Origin of the sequence: Neptuniibacter sp. CAU 1671, assembly GCF_029222905.1 — a bacterium.
GTDB lineage: Bacteria > Pseudomonadota > Gammaproteobacteria > Pseudomonadales > Balneatricaceae > Neptuniibacter.
The window spans coordinates 1-21,498 of sequence record NZ_JARHUE010000002.1; the positions used below are offsets into that span (position 1 = coordinate 1).

General features: G+C 52.0%; 18 protein-coding genes, 2 tRNA genes and 1 rRNA gene. 19 read left to right on the top strand and 2 right to left on the bottom strand.

Translation table 11 applies throughout. The annotated features are described in order from the left end of the window. Together rrf and P2G53_RS03925 are read left to right on the top strand one after the other, a co-directional pair. Positions 1-116, top strand: a 5S ribosomal RNA gene (gene rrf, locus P2G53_RS03920). 454 nt (positions 117-570) lie between these two features. Then, on the top strand, positions 571-984 hold the full coding sequence (locus tag P2G53_RS03925) for a thioesterase family protein (RefSeq protein WP_275814106.1): 414 nt from the start codon (positions 571-573) through the stop codon (positions 982-984). Positions 985-989: 5 nt separating this feature from the next. Here P2G53_RS03925 and P2G53_RS03930 read toward each other — a convergent pair whose 3' ends face one another. Next, positions 990-2,960, bottom strand: a complete 1,971-nt coding sequence (locus P2G53_RS03930) for a methyl-accepting chemotaxis protein (RefSeq protein ID WP_275814109.1) — start codon at positions 2,958-2,960, stop codon at positions 990-992. A 260-nt stretch (positions 2,961-3,220) separates the two neighbouring features. On the opposite strand from P2G53_RS03930, the gene carA reads away from it, so the two are divergent. The 3 genes from carA (at position 3,221) to greA (ending at position 8,123) form a co-directional block, all read left to right on the top strand. Then, positions 3,221-4,357, top strand: a complete 1,137-nt coding sequence (gene carA / locus P2G53_RS03935; protein WP_275814112.1) for a glutamine-hydrolyzing carbamoyl-phosphate synthase small subunit — start codon at positions 3,221-3,223, stop codon at positions 4,355-4,357. A 78-nt stretch (positions 4,358-4,435) separates the two neighbouring features. Then, positions 4,436-7,645 (top strand): carbamoyl-phosphate synthase large subunit, encoded by a 3,210-nt coding sequence (carB, locus tag P2G53_RS03940; RefSeq protein WP_275814115.1) that lies wholly within the window; start codon positions 4,436-4,438, stop codon positions 7,643-7,645. 1 nt (position 7,646) lies between these two features. Then, complete coding sequence (gene greA / locus P2G53_RS03945; RefSeq protein WP_275814117.1) at positions 7,647-8,123, top strand: transcription elongation factor GreA; 477 nt, start codon at positions 7,647-7,649, stop codon at positions 8,121-8,123. 54 nt (positions 8,124-8,177) lie between these two features. Here greA and P2G53_RS03950 read toward each other — a convergent pair whose 3' ends face one another. Further along, the gene (locus P2G53_RS03950) at positions 8,178-8,486 is read right to left on the bottom strand and encodes a YhbY family RNA-binding protein (RefSeq protein ID WP_275814119.1); all 309 of its coding nucleotides are present in this window, start codon (positions 8,484-8,486) and stop codon (positions 8,178-8,180) included. Between the two features lie 115 nt (positions 8,487-8,601). Here P2G53_RS03950 and rlmE point away from each other — a divergent pair, with 115 nt between their 5' ends. The 14 genes from rlmE to rpsO all read left to right on the top strand — a co-directional run bounded on the left by rlmE (position 8,602) and on the right by rpsO (position 21,463). Continuing rightward, the gene (gene rlmE / locus P2G53_RS03955) at positions 8,602-9,222 is read left to right on the top strand and encodes a 23S rRNA (uridine(2552)-2'-O)-methyltransferase RlmE (RefSeq protein WP_275814122.1); all 621 of its coding nucleotides are present in this window, start codon (positions 8,602-8,604) and stop codon (positions 9,220-9,222) included. A 100-nt stretch (positions 9,223-9,322) separates the two neighbouring features. Then, the gene (gene ftsH / locus P2G53_RS03960; protein WP_275814125.1) at positions 9,323-11,269 is read left to right on the top strand and encodes an ATP-dependent zinc metalloprotease FtsH; all 1,947 of its coding nucleotides are present in this window, start codon (positions 9,323-9,325) and stop codon (positions 11,267-11,269) included. 123 nt (positions 11,270-11,392) lie between these two features. After that, on the top strand, positions 11,393-12,202 hold the full coding sequence (gene folP / locus P2G53_RS03965; RefSeq protein ID WP_275814128.1) for a dihydropteroate synthase: 810 nt from the start codon (positions 11,393-11,395) through the stop codon (positions 12,200-12,202). Beyond that, positions 12,199-13,548 carry a phosphoglucosamine mutase gene (gene glmM, locus P2G53_RS03970; protein WP_275814131.1) on the top strand — a complete coding sequence of 450 codons (1,350 nt, stop codon included), beginning with the start codon at positions 12,199-12,201 and terminating at the stop codon, positions 13,546-13,548. The genes folP and glmM overlap by 4 nt, the downstream gene beginning before the upstream one ends. 41 nt (positions 13,549-13,589) lie before the next feature. Further along, complete coding sequence (gene tpiA / locus P2G53_RS03975) at positions 13,590-14,354, top strand: triose-phosphate isomerase (protein WP_275814134.1); 765 nt, start codon at positions 13,590-13,592, stop codon at positions 14,352-14,354. Between the two features lies 1 nt (position 14,355). Continuing rightward, positions 14,356-14,745, top strand: a complete 390-nt coding sequence (gene secG / locus P2G53_RS03980) for a preprotein translocase subunit SecG (RefSeq protein ID WP_275814138.1) — start codon at positions 14,356-14,358, stop codon at positions 14,743-14,745. Positions 14,746-14,758: 13 nt separating this feature from the next. Beyond that, a tRNA-Leu gene (locus P2G53_RS03985) sits at positions 14,759-14,844 on the top strand. Between the two features lie 75 nt (positions 14,845-14,919). After that, positions 14,920-14,996 (top strand) — tRNA-Met (locus tag P2G53_RS03990). 144 nt (positions 14,997-15,140) lie between these two features. Then, positions 15,141-15,599 (top strand): ribosome maturation factor RimP, encoded by a 459-nt coding sequence (gene rimP, locus P2G53_RS03995; protein WP_275814141.1) that lies wholly within the window; start codon positions 15,141-15,143, stop codon positions 15,597-15,599. Between the two features lie 31 nt (positions 15,600-15,630). Further along, positions 15,631-17,118: a transcription termination factor NusA gene (nusA, locus tag P2G53_RS04000; RefSeq protein ID WP_275814144.1), complete on the top strand. Its 1,488-nt coding sequence runs from the start codon at positions 15,631-15,633 to the stop codon at positions 17,116-17,118. A 25-nt stretch (positions 17,119-17,143) separates the two neighbouring features. Beyond that, complete coding sequence (infB, locus tag P2G53_RS04005) at positions 17,144-19,708, top strand: translation initiation factor IF-2 (RefSeq protein ID WP_275814148.1); 2,565 nt, start codon at positions 17,144-17,146, stop codon at positions 19,706-19,708. 18 nt (positions 19,709-19,726) lie between these two features. After that, entirely contained in the window at positions 19,727-20,122 is a 396-nt protein-coding gene (gene rbfA / locus P2G53_RS04010) for a 30S ribosome-binding factor RbfA (RefSeq protein WP_275814151.1), read from the top strand. A 3-nt stretch (positions 20,123-20,125) separates the two neighbouring features. Next, entirely contained in the window at positions 20,126-21,106 is a 981-nt protein-coding gene (gene truB, locus P2G53_RS04015; protein WP_275814154.1) for a tRNA pseudouridine(55) synthase TruB, read from the top strand. Between the two features lie 87 nt (positions 21,107-21,193). Next, positions 21,194-21,463, top strand: a complete 270-nt coding sequence (rpsO, locus tag P2G53_RS04020) for a 30S ribosomal protein S15 (protein ID WP_275814157.1) — start codon at positions 21,194-21,196, stop codon at positions 21,461-21,463. The last annotated feature ends 35 nt before the right edge of the window (positions 21,464-21,498 follow it).

Consider the following 21,498-nt stretch of genomic DNA (forward strand, 5'->3'; position numbering starts at 1 on the left):
CTTGGCGACCATAGAGTTGTGGAACCACCTGAATCCATCCCGAACTCAGACGTGAAACGCAACATCGCCGATGGTAGTGTGGGGCTTCCCCATGTGAGAGTAGGTCATCGCCAAGCACCTAATATAAAAGAAAGGGTCATCCTAAGGGATGGCCCTTTTTTTATATTCGGCGTGATGATCTGCTGTTACTGCAAAGGGTCATGTGACCACGCCTGCACCGTAGGTGCGGCAGGGGAGGGGCCGCAGGGCTCCCGAAGGGACTGAAAGCGCTGCTTTCAGCCTATTGTAGGTCATCGCCATACCCATAGGGCATAAATACCCATAGGGCATAAATACCCATAGGGCATAAATACCCATAGGGCATAAATACCCATAGGGCACCTAGAGCACTAATAGTAAAAAACCCCACTCGCTCACGCGGTTGGGGTTTTTTATTGCCCGCTCATTAGCTTTTCTCTGTCTTTTTGCTGTAACTGTGTCTTGATTGGCTAATTATTTGACCTCAAGCGCTATTCACACATGTGCATATGACGCCTATTGTTTTAACGATATTGAATAGGCGAGTTGATTATGACGAGTGAAAAAGGAAAGCTGGTATATTCCTGTGAGCTAGCTGTGCGCTGGGGTGATATGGATGCCTATGGTCATGTAAATAACGCGCTTTATATGCGTTATCTTGAGGAGGCCCGGGTGCAGTTGATTGCCGCGATGGGTGTGGCCATGGACCCGGAAGGATTGGCGCCGGTTGTGATCAATGTTGGCTGTACTTTCCTTAAGGCAATTGTGTATCCGGATACGCTAAGGATTGACTGCTATGTGGAAGAACCCGGGCGTTCAAGCTTTATGACACGCTATAAGGTGTTCAGTAGCAAAGATAAAGTGGAACCGGTGGCTGAAGGGTACGCCAAAGTTGTCTGGATCGATCATCGAACTGAAAAATCGGTCCCTCTGCCGGATAAGGTGCGAGCCTTTATTTTGGCGTAGTTGCTTTAATGTAATTGTTTTATAAGGTCAGTTAAACGATCACTGGATACTGCCAGCTGGTTCGCATGACTTTGGTTAGTTGTTGCGGCTGTTGTAATTTGTTCAGTTCCGCTGAGGTTGTATTCAATCGCCTTTGAGATGTCCGCAGTCACCATCGCTTGTTCTTCTGTTGAACTGGCGATCAGCGTATTCATATCATTTACTTCACTGACAGCTTTTTTAATCTCTTCAATTGTTGTCATCGCCTGTTGTGCAAGTTCTGCACTCTGCCCGGCGCTCTTTTCCTGTTGTTGCATGGTCTTCATCGCCGTAGTTGTTGTCGCTGCAAGACTGCGGATGATCTGTTGAATTTCAGTGGCTGAATGGGTAGTTTTTGCTGCCAGATTACGTACTTCATCTGCAACAACAGCAAAACCTCTGCCGCTTTCACCGGCGCGGGCTGCTTCGATGGCGGCATTGAGTGCAAGCAGATTGGTTTGTTCGGCAAATTCCTGAATAATTTCAAGCACATTCTGTATTGCGTTTGAATCATGTTGAAGTGCCGTCATGGCCTGGCCAGTGGCGCCAATTTCATGATTCAGGGTATGTAATGCGTCACTGGTCGAAACCACGCAATCGAATCCCTGCTGGGCAAGTCTTAGTACATTTTCTGTCGCAATATGCGTGTCTGCGGCGCGGGCAGCCACTTCTTTAAAGGAAGCCGTTAACTGCACAATCTGGGTTGCAGTCGACGTGCTGAATTGTTCCTGTCGGGTGGCGTTTTCTGCCAGCGCGTTGGCTTCTTTTAAGCTGCTTTCTCTTAGTTCCGATAGGTGGGCTGTTTCGGTATTTATTTCAGCCAACAGGTTTGCGAAGAATGTCTGTAACTGGTCGATGGATGCATTCAGCTGGATGACTTCTTCAATGCTGGAGTTCAACTGCGGTTTTTCACTGAAATGGCCAGTGGCAAGGCGGTGAATAAATGCGCTGGTATCCATCAGAATGCGGGCGAGTTTTTGCTGCACTGCATTGACTGAAAGGCAGATAATAAGCACCAGGATCAGACATCCTGCCAGTTGATAGTAGATTGTATGTACTGTGTCCTGATAATGCTGCGAGATCATCTCAGACACGATGCTGATTGCCTGATGGATCTCTGCAACAGCAGTTTGCGTATTGGAACGGGTTTCGTTTTGTTGCTGGATAAGCTGACTGGCATTGCTCAGCTCTTTGGGGTAACGGTGGGCAAGACTGAGCATTTCGCTGATCAGATTATCGCCCTGTTCAGTTTGCTGTGTGGGTTGAGCATTTTCGCTGTCAAAACCTAATAGATCGGCCAGATCATTATCATCCTGATTTTTCAGGTAAATACTCAGTCGTGGCAGTGTGTTTAATGTCTGAATATGTACTTCCTGCGCCTTAAGCAGCGCCTGAATATCATCCAGCAGCGTAGGGTTCTGGGTCAGGAAATAGTCCTGGCGCTGGTGTGCAATCTGTAACTGAACCGCAAGAGCTTCGGAAATTGCCTGATTGTAATTGTTGAATAGCTCTACTCTGTCTGGCAGTGCGGCTTCCGTATATTCGCTCAGACTACGGAATAACGTATTCAGCTCCTTCTCGTTCTGAATCAGTAGCTGCTGTGGATTGGTCAGTTTGCCCACCGCTCTCAGTTTGGGTAGAAGTTCGCTCTGGAAGGCGGTGAGTAGTTCGGTTGTCTGTTGTATGGCTTTGTCGGGTAATGTCGTTGCCGTGAGCGCTTTCAGCCGTTGAATGTTCTGCTCCAGCGTAAGGAGTAAAGAGGCATCACCAGTTAGCAGATACTCGGCAACCGGATCAGAGAGCTGCTTTTCAACCTGGAGCAGGTAGTCATCATAGGCATCACGCAATTTGAAAGACTGATCAATTGTCTTTAATGAACTCACCAAGGCAATTGCAAGGATAAGGATAAGCAGAATAAAAGCGCCGGAGGTGAGTCGACTGATAGTGGTGATTTTCATGTACGGTCTGGCCTGCTGGAACTGATCAGATAATGGGATATTCCACTACAAAACAGTTACAGTTATGTTTCACTGATTATTGCGGATGCGTAATGGACAATAGAGGGCCATTAGCATAGAATGCAGCCGGTTTGTCTGCGGCAAATCAAAAGACAGAATTCTTAGACGAAAGAGCGAGGTGGAATCCCGGTTTTGCCTCGCTTTTTTGCACATATCGTACCGTAAAAATTAGTCGATTCGCGCACGCGGGGGAGGTTCAATTGACGAGGCCAGCCATTCTTGTACTTGAAGATGGCAGTATTTTCAGAGGCACTTCTATCGGTGCAGATGGTCTGTCCAGTGGCGAAGTGGTGTTTAACACCTCGATGACCGGTTATCAGGAAATTCTGACCGATCCTTCTTACTGCCAGCAGATTGTGACTCTGACATATCCGCACATCGGAAATGTAGGTACTAATAGTGAAGATGAAGAATCTTCCCGTACCTGGGTTGCCGGCTTGGTAATTCGAGACTTGCCCCTGACGGCAAGTAATTTCCGAAACGAGCAAAACCTCGATCAATACCTCAAAGCCAACAACATTGTCGGCATTGCTGATATCGATACCCGTAAACTGACCCGTATTCTGCGTGAAAAAGGTGCTCAGAACGGTTGTATCATGGCGGGTGAGATTGACGAAGCAAAAGCACTGGCTGCTGCTAAGGCGTTTCCGGGTCTGAAGGGTATGGACCTGGCGAAGGAAGTGACTACAGCTGAATCCTATAGCTGGAATTCCAGCACCTGGGAGTTGGGTGTCGGTCATGTTGACCTGGATGAAGCGGCTCAGCCATACCATGTTGTGGCCTATGACTTTGGCGTTAAACGCAACATTCTGCGGATGCTGGTTGAGCGCGGTTGTCGTCTTACCGTTGTGCCTGCACAGACGCCTGCTGCCGAGGTTCTTGCCCTTAATCCTGACGGTGTTTTCCTGTCTAACGGTCCTGGTGATCCAGAGCCTTGCGACTATGCGATTAACGCTATCCAGGAGATCTGCAACACTTCCGTTCCGGTATTTGGAATCTGCCTGGGGCATCAGCTGCTGGCACTGGCCTCTGGTGCGCAGACTGTGAAGATGAAGTTTGGTCACCACGGTGCCAACCATCCGGTTCAGGATCTGGACGGTAAGCAAGTCATGATTACCAGCCAGAACCACGGTTTTGCGGTGGATGAGTCTTCTCTGCCTGGAAATCTGAGAGCAACTCACAAATCCCTGTTTGATGGTTCATTGCAGGGTATTGAGCGCACTGACCGCGCGGCATTCAGCTTCCAGGGACACCCTGAAGCAAGCCCGGGCCCGCGTGATGTTGCCCCGCTGTTTGATCGCTTTATTCGCGATATGGCAGCCGCTAAGCGCGCGTAACTGCGCCTGAATACGAATTTGAATTGATTTAACTGCAACGTTTTGCGATTGCAGTAACTGATACGACTGGTTAACACGATGCCAAAACGTACGGACATTAAAAGCATACTGATTTTAGGAGCAGGACCAATTGTTATTGGTCAGGCGTGTGAATTCGACTATTCCGGTGCTCAGGCGTGTAAAGCGCTGCGCGAAGAAGGGTTCCGCGTCATTCTGGTGAATTCCAACCCCGCGACCATCATGACCGATCCGGCCATGGCTGATGCGACTTATATTGAGCCGATCAACTGGAAAACGGTGGCTAAAATCATCGAAAAAGAGCGTCCGGATGCGCTGCTGCCGACTATGGGCGGGCAGACGGCTCTGAACTGTGCGCTGGATCTGGAGCGCGAAGGTGTCCTGGAAAAATTTGGCGTTGAAATGATTGGTGCCAACGCGGATACCATCGACAAAGCCGAAGACCGCGACCGTTTTGATAAAGCGATGAAGTCCATAGGGCTGGCATGTCCACGCGCAGCGATTGCGCACAGTATGGAAGAAGCGTTGCAGGTGCTGGATTCAATCGGCTTCCCTGCGATCATTCGCCCATCCTTTACCATGGGTGGTTCTGGTGGCGGCATTGCGTACAACCGTGAAGAGTTTGTTGAGATCTGCGAGCGCGGTCTCGAACTGTCGCCAACCAACGAGCTGTTGATCGATGAATCGCTGATCGGCTGGAAAGAGTATGAGATGGAAGTTGTGCGTGATAAAAACGACAACTGCATCATCGTCTGCGCGATTGAAAACTTTGATGCCATGGGTGTGCATACTGGAGACTCAATCACGGTTGCGCCCGCTCAGACTCTGACCGACAAAGAATATCAGATCATGCGTGACGCCTCTCTGGCGGTACTGCGTGAGATCGGTGTTGAAACCGGCGGTTCTAACGTGCAGTTCGGTGTAAACCCCGAAGATGGACGCATGGTTGTTATCGAGATGAACCCGCGTGTATCCCGTTCATCTGCCCTGGCGTCTAAAGCAACCGGTTTCCCGATTGCCAAAGTCGCAGCGAAACTGGCGGTGGGTTACACCCTGGATGAGCTGCAGAATGACATTACCGGTGGTCGTACTCCGGCGTCTTTCGAGCCGGCAATCGACTATGTGGTGACTAAAATCCCGCGTTTCACCTTTGAAAAATTCCCGCAGGCCAACGACCGTCTGACCACTCAGATGAAGTCCGTGGGTGAGGTGATGGCAATCGGCCGTACGCAGCAGGAATCTCTGCAGAAGGCTCTGCGCGGCCTGGAAGTTGGCGCTACCGGCTTTGACCCGATTGTGGATCTGGACAGCGATGATGCGCGTACGGATATTATCCGTGAGATGAAACAACCAGGTGCTGAGCGTATCTGGTATCTCGGCGATGCGTTCCGCATGGGTATGTCTGTAGAAGAGCTTTATGAGCTCTCCGGTATTGACCCATGGTTCCTGGTGCAGGTTGAAGACCTGATCAAGGAAGAGCAGCGTGTGTCTGAAATGGCACTGTCTGATATGGACCGTGACACTGTTTTCAAACTGAAGCGTAAAGGTTTCTCTGATGCGCGTCTGGCAACCCTGCTGGGTGTGACCGAGAAACAGTTCCGTAAACACCGCCACAGCCTGAATGTGCGTCCGGTTTATAAGCGCGTAGACACCTGTGCGGCTGAGTTTGCAACCGATACGGCGTACATGTACTCCACCTATGAGGAAGAGTGCGAAGCTAACCCGTCTGATCGTGAAAAAATCATGGTTATCGGCGGTGGTCCAAACCGTATTGGCCAGGGCATTGAGTTTGATTACTGCTGTGTTCATGCGGCGCTGGCTGCGCGTGAAGACGGTTATGAAACCATCATGGTGAACTGTAACCCTGAGACGGTTTCAACGGATTACGATACATCTGACCGACTGTTCTTTGAGCCGATTACGCTGGAAGATGTACTGGAAATCGTCCATGTCGAAAAGCCAAAAGGCGTCATTGTTCAATACGGTGGTCAGACGCCATTGAAACTTGCCGTAGCGCTGGATGAAGCCGGTGTGCCGATTATCGGTACCAGCCCTGAAGCGATTGACCGTGCCGAAGACCGGGAGCAGTTCCAGCAGATGCTGAAGCGCCTGGGTCTGAAACAGCCGGAAAACGCGACTGTACGCTCGCTCGAAGAAGCGGTGATTGAAGCCGGAAAGCTGGGCTACCCTCTGGTAGTGCGTCCATCCTACGTACTGGGTGGCCGTGCAATGGAGATCGTATATAAAGAAACTGAACTGCGTCGTTATATGAGCAGCGCAGTACAGGTGTCTAACGATGCGCCGGTATTGCTGGATCACTTCCTGAATGCCGCGGTAGAAGTCGATATTGATGCGGTTTGCGACGGTAAAACCGTGGTGATCGGTGCCATCATGCAGCACATTGAACAGGCCGGTGTTCACTCCGGTGACTCAGCTTGTTCGCTGCCGCCATACAGTCTGCCGCAGAATGTGCAGGATGAGATGCGCGAAATGGTGCGTAAGATGGCGCTGGAACTGGGCGTTGTCGGTCTGATGAACACCCAGTTGGCCTATCAGGACGGTGAGATCTATGTCATCGAAGTGAACCCGCGTGCTTCCCGAACTGTGCCGTTTGTGTCCAAGTGTATCGGTGTTTCGCTGGCCAAGATTGCAGCGCTGGTGATGACTGGCAAGTCGCTGGAAGAGCTTGGCTTTACTGAAGAGATTCTGCCTAAGCTCTACAACGTCAAAGAAGCGGTATTCCCGTTCAACAAGTTCCCGGGTGTAGACCCTATCCTGTCTCCGGAAATGAAATCCACCGGTGAAGTCATGGGCGTAGGTGAAACCTTTGGTGAAGCTTTCATGAAAGCACAGATCGGTGCTGGTGAAAAAATGCCGAAACCGGGTAAGGCGTTTATCTCTGTGCGTGAAGTGGATAAGCCTGCCGCGATCAAGCTGGCTACGGATCTGGTTGAACTGGGCTTTAGCCTGATTGCAACCAAAGGTACCGCGACGCTGCTGAAAGAAAATGGTTTCAAAGTTGATGTGGTCAATAAGGTGATGGAAGGTCGTCCGAACATTATTGATATGATCAAAAACGATGAAATCGCTTATGTGATAAACACCACCGAAGGCCGTAAAGCGATTGCGGATTCTTCTGAAATTCGCCGCAGCGCCCTGCAGCACAAAGTGCCTTACAGCACCACTATGGCGGGTGCTGAAGCTACGGCGATGGCGCTGCAGTTTGGTGAAGAGAAAGAGGTCCGTCGTTTACAGGATCTGGGAGTCTGATGTGAGTCGAGTACCCATGACTGTAGCTGGTGAGGCTGCATTAAGATCAGAACTTGATCGTTTGAAGTCACAAGATCGGCCGCGCGTAATCGCGGCCATCGCTGAAGCCCGTGAGCATGGTGATCTGAAGGAAAATGCGGAATACCATGCTGCGCGTGAGCAGCAGGGTTTTATTGAAGGCCGGATTCAGGAGCTGGAAAGTAAGCTGTCTAAGTGTTTGGTCATTGATGTGAAAACCATGCCGCACACCGGTAAGGTGATTTTTGGTACCACGGTTACCATCATCAATCTCGATACGGATGAAACCAAGGTCTATCAGATCGTGGGTGATGATGAAGCGGATATCAAAAAGAATAAAATTTCGGTGAACTCGCCTATTGCACGTGGTCTGGTGGGTAAAGAAGAGGGTGATGTGGTGTCGATACAGACGCCGGGTGGTACTGCTGAGTTTGAGATCGACTCAGTCGAACATCTGTAAGCCATCAGGATCGATTCTGATTATAAAAAAACCGGCTAAGCGCCGGTTTTTTTATCAGGAAGAGCGAAGCAGGTTGGACAGCTTGGGGTTAGGCTTGAGTGCCTTGCGGTAGATCAGCGCAATGTTGCCGATCTCCTGCACCAGTTCAGCTTCAACAATGCTGCACAGCTCGCGAATCATGGCTTTTTTGATTTCGCGGTCGCCCACGGCAAACTTCACCTTGATCAGCTCATGGTCTTCCAGAGCGCGATCGGTTTCCAGCTGAACGGCTTCGGTCAGGCCTTTGCTGGCAACGGTAATTACCGGGTTCAGATTATGGCCAATGGTACGATAGTGCTTCTTTTGCTCGGGGTTCAAGCTCATATTAAAATAGTGCCTCAGTTACAGGGGCGCATCGAGTTGCGCGTAATGGCGCGATTCTACCTGACTTGGCTTTGGCTGAGTAGTTTTCATCCTATTTTCAAACTCTGGAGTTCCAGTGGCAAAATCGGTAAGCAGTGAGCGGTGGTTAAAGGAACATTTTGACGATCAGTACGTCAAAAAGTCGAAACAGCTTGGCTATCGCTCAAGGGCCAGCTTTAAGCTGCTGGAAATGGATGAAAAAGACCATCTGTTCCGTCCCGGAATGACGGTGGTTGATCTGGGCGCTGCCCCCGGGGGCTGGTCACAGATTGCGGCGGAAAAAGTCGGTGACAAAGGACGCGTTGTGGCGTCAGATATCCTGCCGATGGATGCCATGGCCGGTGTTGAATTCGTTCAGGGGGATTTTACGGAAGAGCAGGTTCTGGAACGTATTCTTGCTGCATTGGGAGATGCGCCTGCGGACCTTGTAATTTCCGATATGGCCCCCAATATGAGTGGTATGTCTGCCATTGATCAGCCTGCGGCGATGTATCTGGTGGAACTCGCGCTGGATATGGCGCGGCAAGTGTTAAAACCCGGTGGTACTTTCCTGGCGAAAGTATTTCAGGGCGAAGGATTTGATAACTACCATGCTGATCTGAAGCAGTCTTTCAGCAAGGTAGTCACCCGAAAGCCGGATGCATCCCGGGCACGTTCCCGGGAAGTCTATCTGTTAGCGAAAGGGTTTAAAGGCTAAGCTGTAGATATGTCTGCTACAGGCAGTCCGCCACTGGTGGATGATTTTTCCGTTGGTATCCAGCGGAAATTTTATATTTGAGGGTATCCCATTGAATGACATGGCAAAAAATCTGGTGTTGTGGTTGGTGATTGCAGCGGTGCTGCTCACGGTGTTCAACAACTTCAATGAAAATACGGATACACAGCGTCTCAGTTATTCTGATTTTGTCTCGGAAGTACAGGCAGACCAGATTAGCAAGGTGGTTGTGGATGGTTATGTGATTCGGGGTCAGCGCGCCAACGGTGATCCGTTTGAGACAATTCGTCCGGCCCTGCAGGATCCCAAGCTGGTTGATGACCTGATCAACCACAATGTGGTGATCGAAGGGAAACAGCCGGAACAGCAGAGTATCTGGACCCAACTGTTAGTTGCGTCATTCCCGATTCTGGTCATTATCGCCGTGTTCATGTTCTTTATGCGCCAGATGCAGGGCGGTGGCGGCAAAGGCGGTCCAATGTCCTTTGGTAAATCCAAAGCACGCATGATGTCTGAAGACCAGATTAAAACCACCTTTGACGATGTGGCCGGTGTCGAAGAAGCCAAGGAAGACGTACGCGAACTGGTGGATTTCCTGCGTGATCCGGGCAAATTCCAGCGTTTGGGTGGTCATATTCCCCGTGGTGTATTGATGGCGGGCAGTCCGGGTACCGGTAAAACGCTGCTGGCAAAAGCGATTGCTGGCGAAGCCAAAGTGCCTTTCTTCAGTATTTCCGGTTCCGACTTTGTGGAAATGTTCGTTGGTGTGGGCGCATCCCGTGTGCGTGACATGTTTGATCAGGCGAAAAAGAACGCCCCATGCATCATCTTTATCGACGAGATCGATGCTGTGGGTCGGCACCGTGGTGTAGGCCTCGGTGGGGGTAATGATGAGCGTGAGCAGACCCTGAACCAGTTGCTGGTTGAGATGGATGGTTTTGAGGGTACGGAAGGCATCATCGTGATCGCCGCCACCAACCGTCCTGATGTTCTGGACCCGGCTCTACTGCGTCCTGGACGTTTCGACCGTCAGGTGCATGTGGGTCTGCCTGATATTCGAGGCCGTGAACAGATTCTTAAAGTTCATATGCGTAAGGTGCCACTGGCGGATGATGTTAAGCCTGAACTGATTGCCCGTGGTACGCCCGGTTTCTCCGGTGCTGATCTGGCTAATCTGGTGAACGAAGCGGCGTTGTTCGCTGCGCGTGATAACCGACGCCTGGTAGCTATGGAACAGTTTGAAAAAGCAAAAGACAAAATCATGATGGGCGCTGAGCGTAAATCCATGGTGATGTCTTATAAAGAACGTCTGAATACCGCATACCACGAAGCAGGTCACGCGATCGTTGGACGTTTGATGCCTGAACATGATCCGGTGTACAAGGTCTCTATCATTCCGCGCGGTCGTGCGTTGGGTGTGACTATGTTCCTGCCGGAAGAGGATCGCTACAGCCACAGCCGTCAGTCGATTCTTTCCAATATTTGTTCACTCTATGGTGGTCGTATTGCGGAAGAGATGACGCTGGGTAAAGACGGTGTAACCACCGGTGCGTCCAATGATATTCAGCGTGCCACTTCGTATGCGCGCAATATGGTTGCCAAGTGGGGCCTGAGCGAGGAGTTGGGGCCACTACTTTACGACGAAGAAGAAAGTGATCCGTTCAATCGTGGTTATGGCCAGGGCGCCAAGCCGTTGTCTGAAGAGACGCATCGTCGAATTGATGGTGAAACCCGCAAGATCATTGATAGCTGCTACGCCAAAGCCCAAAAACTGCTGGAAGATAACCGCGATATCCTTGAGGCCATGTGCGAAGCGTTGATGAAGTATGAAACCATCGACAGCAAGCAGATTGATCAGCTGATGGCCCGTGAACCGGTTTCTGATCCGGAAGGCTGGAGTGATGATAACGATAAAGGTGGCGATCACGGCGTTAAGGCAGAAGCTGAACCTGCGCAAGCCACAGACGTACCTGAAGCTCCTGCTCAGGACGACGATATTCAGGGTGCGTCTGATCGACCTGCACATTAAGTCTGTACTCTATACAGGGCTGGCCTTCGGCCAGCCTTTCTTTTTGCGGTCTCAACATTGATGAATTTATCCCCCGAACTACGTTGTGGTTCTAGAACCCTGTCTTTGCACCGGCCTCATGTTATGGGCATTTTGAATGTCACACCGGACTCCTTTTCCGATGGCGGTCAGTTTTATTCTGCGTCAGATCTGCGAGTGGATCAGGCATTAAAACATGCTGAAGCAATGGTTTCGGCGGGCGCTACACTGGTGGATATCGGTGGTGAATCTACCCGCCCTGGGGCAGCTGCGGTGTCAACTCAGGAAGAGCTGGACCGGGTGATTCCCGTGGTCGAAAAAATAGCCGCTTCTTTGGATGTGGTCATCTCTGTAGATACCAGCACTCCGGAAGTGATGACGGCTTCTGCGGCGGCTGGCGCAGGGCTTATTAATGATGTGCGTGCGCTGGCGCGTGATGGTGCGCTGGCGGCTGCCGCCTCAACCGGGTTGCCCATCTGTTTAATGCATATGCAGGGTGCGCCGCAAACTATGCAAGATAATCCCCACTATCAGGATGTTGTGGAGGAAGTAGAGGGTTTCCTGGCAGCGCAGATTGCTCGTTGTGAAGCGGCGGGCATTTCACGTGAACAGTTATTACTGGACCCTGGTTTTGGATTTGGTAAAACGCTGGAGCATAATCTGACCCTGCTCAATCAGATGGAGCGGTTACATCACTGGGGTTTGCCCCTGTTGGTGGGTACCTCCCGGAAAACGATGATTGGACAGGTGTTGAATAAACCGGTCGATGAGCGACTGTTTGGTAGTGTTGCTACGGCGGTAATGGCGGTGATGAAAGGTGCCTGGATTGTCCGGGTGCATGATGTGGCAGAAACGGTTGATGCGATACGCATGACGTGGGCGGTGATGCAGGAAAAGGTTGAGGATAACGTATGAGCAAGCGCTATTTCGGTACGGATGGAATTCGTGGACGGGTGGGTCAATACCCCGTAACACCGGATTTTATGCTTAAGCTCGGTTGGGCCGCGGGCCGGGTTTTTGCACGTGAAGGGCAGAGTAAAATTCTGATTGGCAAGGACACGCGCATTTCCGGTTACATGTTCGAGTCTGCACTTGAAGCGGGTCTCTCTGCTGCGGGAGTGGATGTGCTGCTGACCGGGCCAATGCCAACGCCCGCTGTGGCCTATCTTGCCCGTACATTCCGGGCAGATGCGGGCATTGTGATCAGTGCTTCCCATAACCCGTTTGATGATAACGGCATCAAGTTTTTCTCCGCGCAGGGTACCAAGTTACCGGATGAAATTGAGCATGCAATAGAAGCGCAGCTCGATCTGGCGATGACGACAGTCGATCCGGCTAAATTGGGTAAGGCGCGTCGCATTACAGATGCGGCAGGACGTTACATTGAATTCTGTAAAGCTACGGCAAGTGGATTGAACCTGAAGGGCCTTAAGATCGTGGTTGATTGTGCCAATGGTGCAACCTATCACGTGGCGCCATCCGTATTCAGAGAGCTGGGTGCACAGATTGTTGAAATCGCCTCGTCACCAGACGGTTTAAATATCAACGAGCAATGCGGTGCCACCTCAACGGCGTTGCTGCAGGCGGGGGTACTGGCAGAAAAAGCGGATCTGGGGATTGCACTGGATGGCGATGGCGATCGGGTCATTATGGTCGATCATGCCGGTCAAGAGGTAGACGGTGATGAGCTGCTCTACATTATCGTTTGCCAGCTGAAGCGTGAGGGTAGTTTTCAGGGCGGTGTAGTTGGAACACTGATGTCGAACTTCGGTCTTGAGCAAGCGCTGCGTCGGGAAGAGATTCCGTTTTTACGCGCCAAGGTGGGCGACCGTTATGTCATGGAAACCCTGTCTGAGCAGGGCTGGATGCTGGGTGGTGAAAGCTCGGGGCATCTGGTGTGCCGTCATCTGACAACCACTGGCGATGGCATTGTTGCCGCATTGCAGGTGCTTAAAGGGATGCGAGAAACCGGGCAAAGTCTGGCGGAGCTGCGCTCCGGTATGACCAAGCTGCCTCAGAAAATGATCAACGTAAGGTTGAAGACCCGGGTTTCAATCGAAGGCGTTTCGGCCATTGATGAGGCGGTTGCCGCGGTGGAACAGCAGCTGGGTCAGCGAGGCCGGGTTCTGCTGCGTCCTTCTGGCACAGAACCAGTGGTGCGCGTCATGGTGGAAGGAGAGGATGAAACCGAAGTTTCAGGCCTCTGTGAACAGTTGGCGGCAACGGTGGAAAAAGCCCTGCAACAGCTTGAAACTTGTTGATAACGCAGTTACTATTTGCGCCTCTTTGCGAGGGGGTCTCAATGCGTAGAGCACTGGTTGCCGGTAATTGGAAAATGAATGGCAGCAGCGAATCGATCCGGACGTTGTTGTCAGGTCTGGTGAGTGGTTGTCAAGCAACTGTCGCTGAAGTGCTGGTGTGTCCGCCGTCGGTGTATCTGGCCCAGGTGACACAAACGCTGCAAGAATCCCCGATTGCCGTAGGCGCGCAGAACGTATCGGAGCACTCAGCGGGTGCTTATACGGGAGAAGTAGCCCCTGGCATGTTGATCGATCTGGGTTGTCAGTATGTGATTTTAGGTCACTCTGAACGCCGTGCGCTTTACGGTGAGACAGATCAGCAGGTGGCAGCTAAGTTCAGCGCCGCACTGGAAGCAGGATTAAAGCCGATTCTATGTGTGGGTGAGACGCTGGAACAGCGTGAGCAGGGCGTGACTCTGCAGGTAATTGGTACGCAGCTGCAGGCGGTGATTGATCACTGCGGTATTGCGGCCTTTGCTGATGCCGTGATTGCTTATGAGCCTGTTTGGGCGATTGGTACCGGTAAAACGGCCACAGCTGAACAGGCGCAGGAAGTGCATCTGGCGATTCGCCAGCAGCTGTCGCAAGCCGACAAGTCTATCGCTGAGGGCTGTCGCATTCTGTATGGCGGCAGCGTAAATGCAGCGAATGCGGCAGAACTGTTTGCCAAACCCGACGTAGACGGTGGTCTGGTGGGCGGTGCTTCGCTGAAAGCCGATGAATTTATCACCATCTGCCAGGTGGCAGGTGAAGAAAAGACGGTCTGATATGGAAACTATAGTTCTGATCATTCATGTACTGCTTGCAGCGGCCGTAATCGGCCTGATTCTGCTGCAGCAGGGCAAAGGTGCTGAGGCAGGTGCTTCCTTTGGTGCGGGCGCATCTCAGACAGTATTTGGCAGTACCGGCAGTGGTAACTTCCTGTCACGCATGACTGCAGTGGTTGCTGCAGGCATCTTTGCGACCAGCTTCGTGCTGGCTGTGTATGCCAAAAATAAAGCGGATGCCGTGAACGATGCGGGCATCCCTTCTGCAGAATTGATTGAAAGTGCTGCTGAGGCGCCTGTTGTTGATACTGAACAGCTGCCTGCACTGGAAGAGAATCAGGCGCCTGCGGCTCCCGCAGCGTCCGAGTCTGATATTCCAAAAGCAGACTGATCAAGTGAGTTTGGCCCAAGTGGTGGAATTGGTAGACACGCTATCTTGAGGGGGTAGTGGCCGTAGGCCGTGCCGGTTCAAGTCCGGCCTTGGGCACCATTTTGCACAACAGCATTCGTACTGTTGTGTTGATAAAAGTAGGCTGTAAATATATAATTTGCGCCAGCTTTTTGTTGCGGGGTGGAGCAGTCTGGTAGCTCGTCGGGCTCATAACCCGAAGGTCGTCGGTTCAAATCCGGCCCCCGCTTCCAACCTTTTTCTTGGAGAAGCCCCTATTAAGGGGCTTTTTCGTAGGTCTCGTGTGGCGCCTGAGGGTGTAGCGCAACAGGAATGGGTCAATTGGACCCATTTTTTATTGGTTTAACAGATTACGTTCAAACGTAAGTGGAGACGCGGTGTCAGCTAAGATTGGTCAACTACAGACCCTGCTTGAACCGGCAGTAACAGCACTGGAATTTGAGCTTTGGGGGATCGAATTTCTCTCTCAGGGCCGCCACAGCACGTTGCGAGTTTATATCGATTCACCTGAGGGAGTGTCGGTGGACGACTGCGCACGTGTCAGTCACCAGATCAGCGGTATTTTGGATGTAGAAGATCCAATTACCGGAAACTACACCCTGGAAGTTTCTTCGCCAGGTATGGATCGACCCCTGTTTACTCTGGAACAGTTCGCGGCCTATGCCGGTGAACAGGTCCAGATTCGCTTGCGTCTGGCGTTTGAAGGACGTCGCAAGTTCAAGGGTGTGCTTAACGGCGTAGACGGCGACGATGTTTTGGTCGTTGTGGGTGATGAAGAGTATATGCTGCCGATCGACTATATCGATCGTGCGAACATTATTCCCCGGTTTGAGTGACCGGAATTAGGGTTTTTTGCGAGGCAAGGGCATGAACAAAGAGATTCTGTTGGTTGCGGAAGCCGTATCTAACGAAAAAGATGTTCCTAAAGAGGTGATCTTCGAAGCGATTGAAGTGGCGCTGGCGACAGCGACTAAAAAACGCTACGACGAAGAGGCCGATATCCGTGTCGTCATTGATCGTACCACCGGGGATTATGAAACTTTCCGTCGCTGGCTGGTGGTCAGCAATGATGAAGTACCTGCACTGGGTACAGAACTGACGCTGGAAGAAGCGCTGGAAATCGACACGGCTATGCAGCCGGGCGATATCCACGAAGAGCAGGTTGAGTCTGTTAAGTTCGGTCGCATCGCGGCGCAGACCGCGAAGCAGGTTATCGTACAGAAAGTACGTGAAGCCGAGCGTACCAAGGTTGTTGAGCAGTACCGCGACCGTCTGGGTGAGCTGATCTCCGGTACCGTTAAGAAAGTGACACGTGACAACATTATCGTTGACCTGGGTAACAACGCGGAAGCGCTGCTGCCACGTGATCAGCTGATTCAGCGTGAAGCGTTCCGTATGGGTGACCGCGTTCGCGCGGTGCTGCTGGAAGTGCGTGCTGAAGGCCGTGGCCCACAGCTGGTGCTGAGCCGTGCCTGCAACGAGATGCTGATCGAACTGTTCCGAATTGAAGTGCCTGAAATCTCCGAAGAAGTTATCGAGATTCGTGCAGCGGCCCGTGATCCGGGTTCTCGCGCTAAGATCGCGGTTAAAACCAACGACGGTCGTATCGATCCGGTGGGTGCCTGCGTAGGTATGCGTGGCAGCCGTGTACAGGCTGTATCCAATGAGCTGAGCGGTGAGCGTGTTGATATCGTGCTGTGGGATGATAACCCGGCGCAGCTGGTTATCAATGCAATGGCACCGGCTGAAGTGGCATCTATTGTCGTGGATGAAGAAACCCATTCCATGGATGTTGCGGTCGCTGAAGATGCACTGGCGCTGGCAATTGGCCGTAATGGTCAGAACGTTCGTCTGGCATCAGAACTGACCGGTTGGTCACTGAATGTGATGACCGAAGCTGAAGCGGTTGAAAAACATCAGTCTGAAGTGGGCTCGGTCATTGACCAGTTCATTCAGCATCTGGATGTGGATGAAGATGTGGCACAGGTGCTGGTGGATGAAGGTTTCACCACGCTTGAAGAAGTCGCCTATGTGCCGGTAGAAGAGATGCTCGAGATTGATGGCTTTGATGAAGACATCGTTGAAGAGCTGCGCAAACGCGCCAAAGATGCGTTGCTGACACTGGCAATCGCAAATGAAGAGAAATTGGATCAGGCTGAACCAGCCGAAGATCTTCTGCAGATGGACGGTATGGACCGTCATTTAGCTTTCCTGTTGGCCGCTCAGGGTATTGTTACGATGGAAGATCTGGCCGAACAGTCTGTTGATGACCTTCTGGACATCGAAGGTATCAACGAAGAACGTGCTGCGAGTCTGATTATGACCGCACGTGCGCCTTGGTTTGCAGAAGAATAACGAGAACGGAAGAGGAGCCTCCTTTATGGCAGAAGTCACAGTCAAGCAGCTTGCCGATATGGTGGGTGTTTCCGTTGAGCGTTTGCAGGAGCAGATGCTTGAAGCCGGTATTGATGGTAAAAATGCAGCTTCTTCGGTTTCCGAAGCAGAACGTCAATCCCTGTTGAATCACCTGAAACGCAGTCATGGCGAATCAGGTGATGCTGGTGAGCCCAAAAAAATCACCCTGAAGCGTAAAACGACCTCGCAGTTGAAGGTAGCTGGCGCATCTGGCAAGAAAAAAACAGTAAACGTTGAAGTACGCAAAAAGCGCACTTACATCAAACGCTCTGAGATTGAGCCTGATCAGGTAGACGATCAGGTCAATGAAGAAGCGATGGTCGACGTTCAGCAGGTAGAAGAGCAGCGTCAGCAGCAGGAAGCTGAGCAGGCGCGTCTGGCTCGCGAAGAAGCAGAAGCCAAAGCACAGGCTGAAGCCAAAGCAAAAGCAGAGGCTGAAGCAAAAGCGAAGGAAGAAGCTGAAGCAAAAGCCAAAGCAGAAGCTGAACTTAAGAAAAGCGAAGTCAGCGCCGCGCCCAAAAAAGCGCAGCCAGCCGCCGGTGCGGCTGATGCTGACCGGTCAGCGAAGCCAGGTTGGACCGAAGAGAAGAAAAAAGAAGCAGGTGGTCGCAGCGGTAAAACCCGCAAACGCGAAGATGGACGTTCACGTTTCGATGACGATGACCGTTCCGGTAACCGCCGCGGGGGTAAACTGACCCGTGTTCGTGACAAAAAAGGCAAGCTGGTTTCCAACAAGCCAAACAAACACGGCTTTAAAGAACCAACCGCGCCGCAGGTGATGGATGTAAGCATCCCGGAAAGCATTACCGTTGCTGACCTGGCCAAGAAGATGAATATCAAGGCTGCGGAAGTCATCAAAGTGATGTTTGGCATGGGTGCCATGGCCACCATCAACCAGGTGATCGATCAGGATACTGCTGTACTGGTGGTGGAAGAGATGGGTCACAAGCCGGTACCGCTGCAGGAAAATGCGGTGGAAGAGGCACTGATGGAAAGTATTCAGGCACAGCAGGGCGAAGCGGAAAGCCGCGCACCGGTTGTGACCGTTATGGGTCACGTTGACCACGGTAAAACCTCATTACTTGACTATATCCGTTCTACCCGCGTTGCATCAGGTGAGTCCGGTGGTATTACCCAGCATATCGGTGCCTACCATGTAGAAACTGAAAATGGCATGGTGACCTTCCTGGATACACCGGGCCACGCTGCGTTCACTGCAATGCGTGCTCGTGGTGCCTCTGTTACCGATATCGTAATTCTGGTGGTTGCTGCAGACGATGGCGTAATGCCGCAGACCGAGGAAGCGGTTCAGCACGCGAAAGCGGCGGGCGTACCTCTGGTGGTTGCGGTCAACAAGATTGATAAAGAACAGGCCGACCCAGACCGTGTTAAGAACGAGCTGTCCGCGCTGAATGTTATCCCTGAAGAGTGGGGCGGTGAAAACCAGTTTGTGAATGTTTCTGCCAAAACCGGTGAAGGCATTGATGATCTGCTGGACGCTGTGCTGCTGCAGGCTGAGATCCTTGAACTGACCGCTGTGCCGAATGCACCGGGTCAGGGTGTAGTGGTTGAGTCTCGTCTGGATAAGGGCCGTGGTCCTGTTGCTACAGTTCTGGTTCAGAACGGTACCCTGCGCAAGGGCGATATCGTGCTGGCGGGTCTGCATTATGGCCGTATTCGCGCCATGCTGGATGAGAACGGTAAGCCGGTCGATGAAGCCGGTCCGGCCATTCCTGTAGAAATTCAGGGTCTGGACGGAACGCCGGATGCCGGTGACGAGTTCACTATGGTGTCCAACGAGAAGAAAGCGCGTGAAGTGGCGCTGTTCCGTCAGGGTAAATACCGTGATGTGAAACTGGCTCGTCAGCAGAAATCCAAGCTGGAAAACCTGTTCGCCAATATGCAGGCAGGTGACGTGAAGACCTTTAACATCGTCCTCAAAACCGATGTGCGGGGTTCTCTGGAAGCACTGACTCATGCGCTGGAAGACCTGTCCACGGACGAAGTGAAAGTGAACATTGTCTCCGGTGGTGTAGGCGGTATTGCTGAAACCGACGCTAACCTGGCGGTAACGGCCTCTGCGTTGATGATCGGCTTTAACGTTCGTGCGGATGCTCAGGCGCGTCAGGTCCTGGAGCGTGAAGGTATCGAGCTGCGCTACTACAGCGTTATCTATGACATCATCGATGACGTAAAACAGGCGATGACCGGTCTGCTGTCACCTGAGTACAAAGAAGAGATCGTGGGTGTCGCGGAAGTACGTGATGTGTTCCGTTCGCCGAAGTTTGGCTCTGTAGCCGGCTGTATGGTGATCGAGGGTACCGTATACCGCAGCAAACGTATCCGTGTACTGCGTGACAACGTGGTGATCTATGAAGGCGAGCTGGAATCCCTGCGTCGCTTCAAAGATGCCGTTAACGAAGTCCGTCAGGGTATGGAATGTGGTATCGGTGTGAAGAACTACAACGATGTTAAAGTCGGTGACCAGATTGAGGTTTACGACACCATCGAAGTACAACGCACTCTATAAGGTTGAACTGAAAACAATATGGCGAGAGATTACAGCCGTACTCAACGGATCGGTGACCAGCTCCAGCGCGAGCTGGCTCAACTGATCCAGTTTCAAATCAAAGACCCCCGTCTGGGCATGGTCACAGTCAGCCACGCCAAGGTCAGCAAAGATCTTGGTTTCGCCGATGTGTATATCACTGTATTGCCTAAAGGCGATCAGGATGAAGCGGAAGCGATTGTGGTGGCCCTGAAGGTGCTCAACAACGCGGCGGGTTTTCTGCGCGGGGAACTGGCCCATGCGATCAAACTGCGGGTGATGCCGCAGTTGCGTTTTCATTTCGACGAAAGCATCGAACGAGGCCGTCACCTGCACAGTCTGATCGAGAGCGCTATCCGTCAGGAAAACGCATCGCAAAAATCAGACGAGGAGTAATCCTTGGGGGCTCAACGCAAACGCCGTGGCCGTCCGGTTAACGGCGTTCTCTTACTGCACAAGGCCGGAGGCATCTCCTCCAACGCCGCTCTGCAGCAGATCAAACGACTTTATCAGGCGCAGAAAGCGGGCCATACCGGTGCGCTGGATCCGCTTGCAACCGGCATGCTGCCGATCTGTCTGGGTGAAGCCACCAAGTTTTCTCAGTACCTTTTAGATGCTGACAAGGTGTATCAGACTACCGCCAAACTTGGCGTGCGTACCGATAGCAGCGATGCGGATGGCCAGGTGGTTGAAGAGAAACCGGTGCCTGAAAATCTCACCGCAGCACAGATTGAAGCCCTGCTGGTGGAACACTTCAGTGGTGAAATCGAGCAGGTACCGTCCATGTTCTCTGCGCTGAAGTTTCAGGGTCAGCCGCTGTACAAGCTGGCGCGCAAGGGGATTCAGGTTGAGGTTAAACCACGGCGTGTCACCATCCATTCGATTCGGTTGACCGGCTTTCGGGGTGATGAACTGGATCTTGAGGTGCACTGCTCCAAAGGCACCTATATCCGCTCGATTGTTGAGGACCTTGGTCTGTTGCTCGGCTGTGGTGCCCATGTGACCCGCCTGCACCGGCTGGATGTGGGCGCGTACCGTGCCGAACAGATGCTGACCCTGGCGGAAATTGAGGAAAAAATCGCCGATTTTGACCCCGAAACCGAGCTTGAAAGCATACAAAATACCCTGGATGCGCTATTATTGCCGCCCTGGGCAGCGGTTTCGGCGTTACCGGAATTTTCGCTTGATGCCCAGCAGAGTCTGCTGATGCAGCAGGGGCAGTCACTGCTCTGTGAAGAGTTGCCAGAGCTGACTCAGGTCCGATTATTTACCACAGATGGCCAGTTCCTAGGTGTGGCCATGGTGGAACAGGGGCGATTGAAACCCCAGCGTTTGATCAGTACTACTGATCTGCAGAACACCCCGGAGCACGGGTTGTGACGTTGTACTGGAAATATGCCCGGTACATCGTGTCTTTAATCCAGCGGTTGGCGTGCCACCGCGTGCATATTTAAGAGGAAATACAACATGGCATTGTCTGTTGAGAAAAAAGCGGAAATCGTAAAAGACTTCGCACGCGGCGAAGGTGACACCGGTTCTCCAGAAGTTCAGGTCGCGCTGCTGTCAGCTAACATTGACGGTCTGCAGGGTCACTTCCAGGCGAACAAACATGATCACCACTCTCGTCGCGGTCTGATCCGCATGGTAAACCAGCGTCGTAAACTGCTGGACTACCTGAAGCGTAAAGACGCGGATCGTTACCTGGAGCTGATCAAGCGTCTGGGTCTGCGTCGCTAACAGAGTCGTGTAACACTTCTGGGGCCATACAATGT